General features: G+C 77.3%; 8 protein-coding genes. 3 read left to right on the forward strand and 5 right to left on the reverse strand.

The features are described from left to right. Nucleotides 1–663: hypothetical protein (locus ABD994_RS19485; protein WP_425550086.1), on the reverse strand; the 663-nt coding region annotated here is incomplete at its 3' end. Between the two features lie 45 nt (nucleotides 664–708). Continuing rightward, nucleotides 709–2,028 (reverse strand): hypothetical protein, encoded by a 1,320-nt coding sequence (locus tag ABD994_RS19490; RefSeq protein ID WP_345418738.1) that lies wholly within the window; start codon nucleotides 2,026–2,028, stop codon nucleotides 709–711. A 128-nt stretch (nucleotides 2,029–2,156) separates the two neighbouring features. Between ABD994_RS19490 and ABD994_RS19495 the strand changes: the two genes are divergently transcribed. Beyond that, nucleotides 2,157–2,408: a DUF3039 domain-containing protein gene (locus tag ABD994_RS19495; RefSeq protein ID WP_285649856.1), complete on the forward strand. Its 252-nt coding sequence runs from the start codon at nucleotides 2,157–2,159 to the stop codon at nucleotides 2,406–2,408. A 44-nt stretch (nucleotides 2,409–2,452) separates the two neighbouring features. Continuing rightward, nucleotides 2,453–4,234 carry a DEAD/DEAH box helicase gene (locus tag ABD994_RS19500; protein WP_345418747.1) on the forward strand — a complete coding sequence of 594 codons (1,782 nt, stop codon included), beginning with the start codon at nucleotides 2,453–2,455 and terminating at the stop codon, nucleotides 4,232–4,234. 402 nt (nucleotides 4,235–4,636) lie between these two features. Here the strand turns inward: ABD994_RS19500 and ABD994_RS19505 are convergent, their stop codons facing one another. After that, a complete protein-coding gene (locus ABD994_RS19505; RefSeq protein ID WP_133825150.1) occupies nucleotides 4,637–4,831 on the reverse strand; it encodes a DUF7455 domain-containing protein in 195 nt (64 codons plus the stop codon). Nucleotides 4,832–5,152: 321 nt separating this feature from the next. Here ABD994_RS19505 and ABD994_RS19510 point away from each other — a divergent pair, with 321 nt between their 5' ends. Continuing rightward, complete coding sequence (locus ABD994_RS19510; RefSeq protein WP_345418750.1) at nucleotides 5,153–6,514, forward strand: type I glutamate--ammonia ligase; 1,362 nt, start codon at nucleotides 5,153–5,155, stop codon at nucleotides 6,512–6,514. Here the strand turns inward: ABD994_RS19510 and ABD994_RS19515 are convergent. Together ABD994_RS19515 and ABD994_RS19520 are read right to left on the reverse strand one after the other, a co-directional pair. Further along, nucleotides 6,511–7,098, reverse strand: coding sequence for a hypothetical protein (locus ABD994_RS19515; protein ID WP_345418753.1), 588 nt, complete (start codon nucleotides 7,096–7,098; stop codon nucleotides 6,511–6,513). The genes ABD994_RS19510 and ABD994_RS19515 overlap by 4 nt on opposite strands. 11 nt (nucleotides 7,099–7,109) lie before the next feature. Next, nucleotides 7,110–8,771: LuxR C-terminal-related transcriptional regulator (locus tag ABD994_RS19520; protein WP_345418756.1), on the reverse strand; the 1,662-nt coding region annotated here is incomplete at its 5' end.

An 8,771-nucleotide genomic window follows, 5' to 3' on the forward strand; every position in this document is an offset into this window, starting at 1 on the left:
CCCACCCTCGGACTCCTCGCCGGAGGACCCGCCCGAGTCGTCGTCCCCGCGCTCGATCCCCTGCGACGAACCGCTGCCCGACCCGGAGGACCCCGACCCCGAGGACGCCGACGACCCGGAGCTGCCGGACCCCGCGCGGTCGGAGCCGCCGCCGGAGCCCGAGCCGCCACCGCCCGAGCCGCCACCGCCCGAGCCGCCGGAGCCCGAGCCGCCGCCCCCGTCGCCACCCGAGGCACCGCCGCCCGTGCGGCACCGCGCGGCCGGGTCCTCGTCACCGCCGCCGCCACCGGCCCCCGAGCCGCCCGAGCCCCCGCCGGCCCGCCCGCCGGACTCCCCGTCGGCGTCGCCGCCGGAGCCACCGCCGGAGTCCTGACCGGATTCCCGGCCGGAGTCCGAGCCCGACCCGTCGTCGCCGTCCGACCCCGCGTCGTCGCCGGAGCCCCGGTCGTCGTCCGCGACCGCCACGACGCCCCCGTGGGACACGACCGGCGTGCCGCCGAACACCGCGACGCCGACGACGAGGACCGCGGCGCCCGCGAGGGCGAGCAGCAGGAGGGGGAGCCGCCGGGGACCGGACCGCCGGTCGAGCGCCGCCCACGGGCTCTCCGACGCCGACGGCGCGCGCGTGCCGGTGCGCCGTGCGCCCCGCTGCGACCCGCTCATCGGCTCCCGCCCCCGCTCGCTCCCCGGACCTCCGCGGCGCGGACGCTAACCACGCGCCGGCACGCCAGGGTGTGGATTCGCGGAACTCGTCGCACCGCGTCGGCGGTCGCCGAGCCACGGGTCCGCGGCCCGGGGCGGAGCGGCCCGCGACCACGGTCCGGTGGCCGGGGGAACGGGGAGCCGCACGGGACCGGAACGCGGGTCCGGGATCGGGACGGGACCCGACGGCGGCCGCGACGTGAGCGCCCCCGACCGCGGGTCGCCGACGGGCCGGGAGGCCCGGACGCGCACCGGGCCCGACACCGGGACGCGCGGCTCCCGCCGTCCCTCGGGCAGGGGGATCGGACCCGACCCGTCGCCGATCGCCCGCCGACGGGTCGCGCGCGCGAGCGGCCGGGGGCGCTCGACGCGGATCTCGGTGCGCTCGGCCGCGGTCTCGGGCGGGACGACGAGCGCCGGCGGCCCCCACCCGTCGTCGGGCGCCGACGGCACCGCGGCCGGCCACACCCCGGTGCGAGGCGTACCGGTCCCGGACCGCCGCAGGTCGAGCAGCGGCGTCCACGGCCAGTACTCCTCGAGCCGGCGGCAGCGGGCACACCCGAGCCCGAGGACCAGCCCGAACACGAGGTGACCGAGCAAGGAGAGCGCGACCGTGGCGGGCGTCAGCGCGAACATCTGCTGCTGACCCCGGGGGGCCAGCGCCACGGTGGCGACCAGGCCGGTCCACACCGGGAAGACCGCGAACACCACCGAGGCCATGACCGTCGCCCGCTCGCCCCACCGCCGCAACCCGGTGGCCGCGACCAGCAGGAAGAAGGCGACGCCGATGCCACCGCCGTCGCCGACGTAGCGCCACACGTAGCCGACGACCGCCCCCAGCACCGAGCGGTCGGCGTCCACGTCGACGATCCACGTGCCCACGCGCGGGATGAAGTCGCCCCACCAGCCGAGCATGTAGACGGTGTCGAGGCGCACCGCGTCGTAGACCAGCGTGGCGAGCACGCCCCACGTCGCGCCGGCGAGCACCAGCCGCTCCTCGCCGGCGGGGGAGAACACGCCGAGGACGAGCGCGACCAGCGTCAGCGGCACGACGACCAGCCCGGCCGTGACGTTCATCGGGGCGAGCCCGAACACGTGCGCGGAGATCGCGAGCAGGGGCAGCGCCGCGACCACGAGGTGCAGGCCGACGCGCAGCAGGCGTGCGCGGTGCTCGGCGACGAAGGCGAGGACGTCGGCGGCGCGCGATCCCGGCTCGGCCGGCACCTCCTCGCGGAGGACCGCCGGGGACCGGCCCGGCCGCTCCCGCCGGGCGACGGGGGGCGGTGCGAGGCGGGCTCGGCCGAGCGTGTGGGCCGGGTGGGTCACGGGCGCGCTCCTCACCGCCGGACGTCAGGTGGCGTCACCGTGACAGGCGGGTCGGGGGCGTGGGTGCGGTTTGGCGGAAGTGGTCCGGGGGCGGGTCCGGCGTCGGGGCGGTGGGGCATCATGGAGGCATGAGCCAGACCGCCGTGCTTCCCGACACCCGCCCGCAGGGGACCGACCGCACGGGCGACGACGACCCGAAGATGTTCCACTACGTGCGGAAGAACAAGGTCGCCGAGTCGGCCGTGACGGGGTCGATGGTCGTGGCCCTGTGCGGCGAGACGTTCCCGGTCACCCGGTCGCCGAAGCCCGGTTCGCCGGTGTGCCCGGCGTGCAAGGAGATCTTCAACAAGATGCCGCGCGGCGGCGACGACGGGGAGTAGCAGCCCACCCGGGACCCCCGTCCGACGTCCGCCCCGGAGGGCCGTTGACCAGCCGTTCGACGACCAGCGCGACCGGTAGCACCACCAGCGCCGATCCCTCGGGATCCCGACCGCTGCGGCAGTGGCAGCGGCGCGCGCTCACCCGCTACCTCACCGACCGCCCCAAGGACTTCCTGGCGGTCGCGACGCCCGGTGCCGGCAAGACCACGTTCGCGCTGCGCGTGGCCGCCGAGCTGCTGGGCGACCGTTCGGTCGACACGGTGACGATCGTGTGCCCCACGGAGCACCTCAAGCACCAGTGGGCCGCGGCCGCCCGCGGGGCCGGCCTACCGATCGATCCCGAGTTCTCCAACAGCGTCGGGCGCACCTCGACCGACTTCCGCGGCGTCGCGGTGACGTACGCGCAGGTCGCCGCCCACCCGGTGCTGCACATGAACCGCACCGAGGGCCGGCGCACGCTGGTGATCTTCGACGAGATCCACCACGCGGGCGACGCGAAGTCGTGGGGGGAGGCGACGCGCGAGGCCTTCGCGGGCGCCACCCGGCGCCTGGCCCTCACCGGGACGCCCTTCCGCTCGGACGACAGCCCCATCCCGTTCATCACCTACGAGCCCGACGCCGCCGGCGTGCTGCGCTCGCGGGCCGACCACTCCTACGGCTACAGCGACGCGCTGGCCGACGGCGTCGTCCGCCCGGTGGTGTTCCTCGCCTACTCCGGCCAGGCGAGCTGGCGGACCAGCGCCGGTGAGGAGATGACCGCCCGTCTCGGCGAGCCGCTCACCGCCGAGGCCAACTCCCGCGCCTGGAAGACCGCGCTCGACCCCAAGGGCGAGTGGATGCCCGCGGTGCTGCAGGCCGCCGACACCCGGCTGACCCAGCTGCGCTCCGGGGGTGTGCCGGACGCCGGGGGCCTGGTCATCGCCACCGACCACACCACGGCCAAGGCCTACGCGACGCTGCTCCGCCGGATCGCGGGGGAGGAGCCCGTGGTCGTACTCTCCGACGACCCGAAGGCGTCCGGGCGCATCGCCGAGTTCTCCCGCACCACCGACCGGTGGCTGGTCGCCGTGCGGATGGTGTCCGAGGGCGTCGACGTCCCGCGCCTCGCCGTCGGGGTCTACGCCACGAGCGCCTCGACGCCGCTGTTCTTCGCCCAGGCCGTGGGCCGTTTCGTGCGCTCCCGGCGCCCGGGCGAGACCGCGAGCGTCTTCCTGCCCAGCGTGCCGTCGCTGCTGACGCTCGCCAGCGAGCTCGAGGTGCAGCGCGACCACGTCCTCGGCGAGCCGCACCGGCCGAAGGAGGGCTGGGAGGACGACCTCCTCGAGCGCGCCAACCGCCAGGAGGACGAGCCCGGCGAGCAGGAGAAGGCGTTCGAGTCGCTCTCCGCGGAGGCCGAGCTCGACCAGCTGATCTACGACGGCTCCTCGTTCGGCACCGCCGCGGGGGCCGGCACGGCCGAGGAGCAGGACTACCTCGGGCTGCCCGGGCTCCTCGAGCCCGACCAGGTGCGGGCGCTGCTGCGCCGCCGCCAGACCGAGCAGCTGGACCGCGAGGAGGAGCGCCCGGCCGCCCCGGTGGCCCCGGTCGCCACGACGGAGGCGCCGGCGCCGGCGCGGGAGTTCCGGCGCGACGTCGGCGTGGCCGAGCGCCTGAAGGACCTGCGCCGCGAGCTCAACGCGCTCGTCGCGGCCCACCACCACCGCACCGGCAAGCCCCACGGCGCGATCCACGGGGACCTGCGGAAGTCCTGCGGCGGGCCCGCGACGCCCATGGCCTCGATCGAGCAGATCGAGGAACGGATCGCCACGCTGCGCTCCTGGCGCTGATCACCCACGCAGTGTGCCCGCGTGCTCACGTGTGGTGCACATCACACGGCGTGGCCGGCGGACCGTGTCGCGGCCGTCGCCGCCGGACACCGGGTCGTCACGGAGTTCACCGCAGCGTCACCACAGGTGACGGCGCCCGACGCCGCGCGCGGGCGACGCTGTCGTCCCACCGACGCGGCCGCCGTCGCCGCGGCGCGGGACGAGGGACGATCACCGCCGCCGGTGGGGAGGAGCCGGGACGGGCCGCGCCGGCGATCACGGGGCGGACCCGGGGCGATCACCGCCCGCCCGCGGCGCCGGACCCCGCACACGACGACGGGCGAGGACCCTGGGGTCCTCGCCCGTCGTGGACTCGATCTCGGCTCTGGTGTGGTGCTGGGGAACTGGCTGGTCAGGCGGCTGTCATGCGCTCTCTCCGGCCTGCATGTCCACCGACAGCTCCTTCAGCTTGGCCTCGTGGGCCCGGGCGTGGTGCCCGCAGAAGAGGAGTTCTCCACCGGAGGGCAGTACGGCGCGCACCTTGGCCGCTGCTCCGCAGCGATCGCAGCGGTCCGAGGCGGTGAGTTCTGGCCGGGTCAGGGTGCCGGGCATCGTCATCTCCCTCCGTCGAGGCCCTGGACGAGCGTCCGGGCCCGCGAGCTCCGGTCCCACGACCGTCGCCCCACCACTGTGTCAGACGCAGCCCGCGACCGCTCGTGTTCACACGGTGCTTTGGCGTCCGTCACGAACCGCTCATCGGTGGTGAGCGACCGCTCGTTCCGGGGTAGGGGCGGCAACCACCCGATCGGGAGTCGATCACGAGCGACGAGTGGTCCGGCGCCCGCACCGGGTCCCGCGCGCGCCGCGGTCACGGCGGGGCGTCCGGGGTCACCCACTAGCCTGCGCGGAGACCATGCCGACGGGTGGGAGGTGGCGGCGATGGGCGACGCGGCGGAGCGGGCGGCCGGGCTCGTCGAGGAGCTGCGGGGCGCCGGCGTGTCCGGCGTGACGGTCGTGTGGGCGGACAACAACGGCATCCCGCGCTCGCGGACCGTGCCGGTGGCGTCGCTGCCGCAGGTCGCCGCGACCGGCGTCGGCGTGAGCACCGTCTTCGCGGTGTTCGACACCAACGACGGCATCCAGTACGGCGCGCCCGGCCGCGAGACGCCGTCGGGCGACGTGCGCCTCGTCCCCGACCTCGACCGTCTCACGCCGCTCGCCGGCCAGCCCGGCCTCGCCTGGGCGCCCGGCACGATCGTCGACGTCGACGGCAGCCCGTGGCCCTGGGACCAGCGCTCGCTGCTCACCGCGACCGTCGACGCGCTCGCCGCGCGCGGCTGGTCGGCGCTGGTGGGCTACGAGATGGAGTTCGCGGTCTCGCTGCCCAGCGACGACGGTGCCGTGGTGCCGGCCTACCGGGCGCCGGCCTACAGCCCGCACGCCCTGCTCGAGATCGACGCCTTCACCACCGACCTGCTGTGTGACGCCGAGGCCAACGGGCTGCGGATCGGTCAGCTCCACGCCGAGTACGGGCCGGGCCAGGTGGAGCTCTCGCTCGGCGCGACCGACCCGGTGCGGGCCGCCGACGACCAGCTCCTGGCCCGCCAGACGGTGCTCGCCGTCGCCGCGCGCCACGGCCTGCGCGTGAGCTTCGCGCCGCTGCCCTCGCTGAAGCTGGCGGGCAACGGCTGGCACGCGCACACCTCGCTGTGGCGCGACGGGCAGAACGTGCTCGCCGGCGGCGTCGAGGGCCCCGGCACCGCGGGCGCGGGCTACGTCGCCGGCCTGCTGCGCGACCTGCCCGCCCTCGCCGCGATCACGGCGCCCTCGGTCGGCTCCACGGCCCGGCTGCGGCCCGGTTTCTTCGCGGGCGCCTTCGGCTTCTGGGGCATCGAGAACCGCGAGGCCCCGGTCCGCTACGTCGCGGGCTCGTCGCTGCTCGGCACCGACCACGCCAACGTCGAGCTCAAGGTGTCCGACGCGTCGGCCAACCCGTACCTCGCGCTGTCGGCGATCCTGACCAGCGGGGTGGCCGGCGTCGAGGAGGGACTCGTCCCGCCCGACCCGATCCCGTCGGACCCGGGCACCTGGACGGCGGCGGACCGCGCCGCGGCCGGCGTCGAGGAGCTCCCCACCACCCAGGCCGACCAGGAGGCGGCGCTGCTCGCCAACGGGCGGCTCACCGGCCTGCTCGGTGAGGAGCGCCTCGGGGCCTTCCTCGCGGTCCGGCGGTCCGACGCCGCCTTCGCCGCGGAGAAGGACACCGAGGACGTCCTCGCCGCCTGGCGCTGGCGCTACTAGCCGAGGCGCTGGACGGTCGTCGTGGGCCGCGGCGTCGCGGCCCGCACCGTGGCCAGGACCCCGAGGGCGGTGCCGAGCCAGAGCAGGTCCCACACGGCCAGCGCCAGGGCGGGGAGCAGCGCGGGCGGCCCGCCGGTGGCGACGATCACCGGGATGGTCACCACCAGCATCCATAGGCCCACGAGCAGCGGCAGCGCGCGGAGCGCGCCCTCCCAGACGCGGGCCCGCAGGACGGCGGCGCCGAGCACGACCATGCCGATCCCGCTGAGGATCGGGGCCACGGCGTAGATCGGCTGCGCGGTGTCGGGCGCCGACATGTTGGTGATCTCCGCGGTGGCCAGGCCGAGCTCGCCGAGGGCCGTGACGACGAGCCCCACGGCGGTCAGGGCGCCCCGGCCCGCGGCGCCGCACGCGACGACCGCGACGGCGGCGGCGAGCTCGCCGAGGTGGCCCGCGGCGAGGACGGGACCGAGGAAGGGTGCCTCCTCGCCCATGACGGCGGCCCAGAGGGCCATGAGGACGGCGATCGCCGTCAGCACGACGGCGGCGAGGGCGAGGGGCCGGGCGGCCGAGCGGGGGACCATGCCCCGCGACGCTAGGAACGCCCGAGCCCACCGGCATCGGGTGTTTCCCCATCACGTCTGGCCATCACGGCGCCCAGCTCGGCGCGCGAGCGGATACCGAGCTTGCGGTAGGCGCGGGCGAGGGTGGCCTCGACCGTCTTCGGGCTGACCGCGAGCTCCGCGGCCACCGACCGGTTGGTGCGCCCGGCCGCCGCGAGCAGGGCCATCCGGTGCTCGGCGGGGGTCAGGGCGTCGCCGGCGGGCTCGGCCACGGGGTGCAGGCGCCCGGCCTCGGTCCGGGCGCGCGCGGCCCAGGCGGCGGCGCCGATCCGCTCGAGGGTCCCGGCCGCGGCCTCGGCGTGCTCGCTGGCCGCCCGCCGCCGCGACCGGCGGCCCTCGACGCCGGCGAGCGCGAGCTGCGTACGCGCCCGCTCGACGGGGACGGCGACGCCGTCGTGCTCGGCGAGGGCCTCGGTCAGGGCGGCGGCCGCGCCGTCGAGATCGCCGTCGGCGGCGAGCAGCAGGCCGCGGCAGCGCCCGCCGAGGGCGAGCGCCCAGGGCCGGTCGAGGGCGCGGCCGGCGCGCTGGAGGTCGTCGACGAGCGGGCGGGCCTCGTCGACCCGCCCCGCGCCGACGAGCGCCTCGACCGCGTCCGGCACGAACGGGGCGGCCAGGGGCTCGCCGTAGCCCATCGCCCGGGTCGCCTCCGCCATCGGCCCCAGCACCTCGGCCGCCGCCGCCGCGTCCCCGGCGGAGAGCTCGGTGAACCCGAGCGTGATCAAGGGCCAGACCGTCGCCGCGACCGCGCTGCCGTCGGCGAGCAGCACGACGGCCCGGCGGGCGCCCTCGCGGGCCTCGTCGAGGCGGCCCGCGTAGGAGGCCGCCGTGGCCGACACCGACGCCGCGATCGCCGCCGCGACCGTCCCGCCCAGCTGCTCGGCGCGCTCGGCGGTGTCGCGGGCGAGGTCCTCGGCCGCGGCCAGGTCGCCGCGCCAGCACTCGAGGATCACGTGGTGGAAGGCCGGGAAGAGCAGGTCGGCCTCGGCACCGGTCGCGAGCGCGCGGCGCCGCACGGCGAGCAGCGCGTCGCGGGCGCGGTCGAGCTCGCCGGTCCAGGACAGCAGCAGCCCCGCGATGAGGGTCGGCCGTGTCATCACCGGGCCGGACGCGGCCGGGTCCTCGCCCGCGAGCGCGCGGTCCACCGCGTCGCGGTCGAGCCCGCCGCCGGCCAGGAACCGCGTCATGGCGCCGGTGGCCTCCGCGACCGCCAGCAGGCCCGCGTCGCCGACCGCCGCCGCGTCGGCGGCGAGGTCGGCCGCCAGTGCGGCGGCCTCGCCGATGTGGCCGAGGTTCACCGTCGCGTAGACGAGGTCGGCGCGGACGTGCGCGCGCACGGCCGCGTCGTCGGCGCGGGCCAGGGCCGCCTCCAGGTGTGCGGCGGCCTCGGCGTAGCTGTCGGTGTGCAGGTGGACGTGGGCGAGGAGGCGCTCGGCCCGCGCGTCGCGGTCGGCGTCGGCGATCCCGTCGAGCACCGCGCGGGCGCCCGCGGCGTCGCCCGCCGCGAGCAGGTGGTCGGCGAGGTCGACGCGCCAGTCGGCGGTGTCGCCACCGAGCCCGCGGGCGAGCCCGAGGAGCTCGGCGGCCGCGTCGGGCGCCCCGCCGGCCCGGGCGCTCGCGGCGGCCGCGTCGTTGCT

It is taken from the genome of Actinomycetospora chlora, from assembly GCF_039542135.1.
Taxonomy (GTDB): domain Bacteria; phylum Actinomycetota; class Actinomycetes; order Mycobacteriales; family Pseudonocardiaceae; genus Actinomycetospora; species Actinomycetospora chlora.

Coding starts and splice junctions, on each gene's coding strand:
- ABD994_RS19495 (WP_285649856.1), top strand. CDS start 2,157: ATGAGCCAGACCGCCGTGCTTCCCGACACCCGCCCGCAGGGGACCGAC.
- ABD994_RS19505 (WP_133825150.1), bottom strand. CDS start 4,831: ATGACGATGCCCGGCACCCTGACCCGGCCAGAACTCACCGCCTCGGAC.
- ABD994_RS19510 (WP_345418750.1), top strand. CDS start 5,153: ATGGGCGACGCGGCGGAGCGGGCGGCCGGGCTCGTCGAGGAGCTGCGG.
- ABD994_RS19515 (WP_345418753.1), bottom strand. CDS start 7,098: ATGGTCCCCCGCTCGGCCGCCCGGCCCCTCGCCCTCGCCGCCGTCGTG.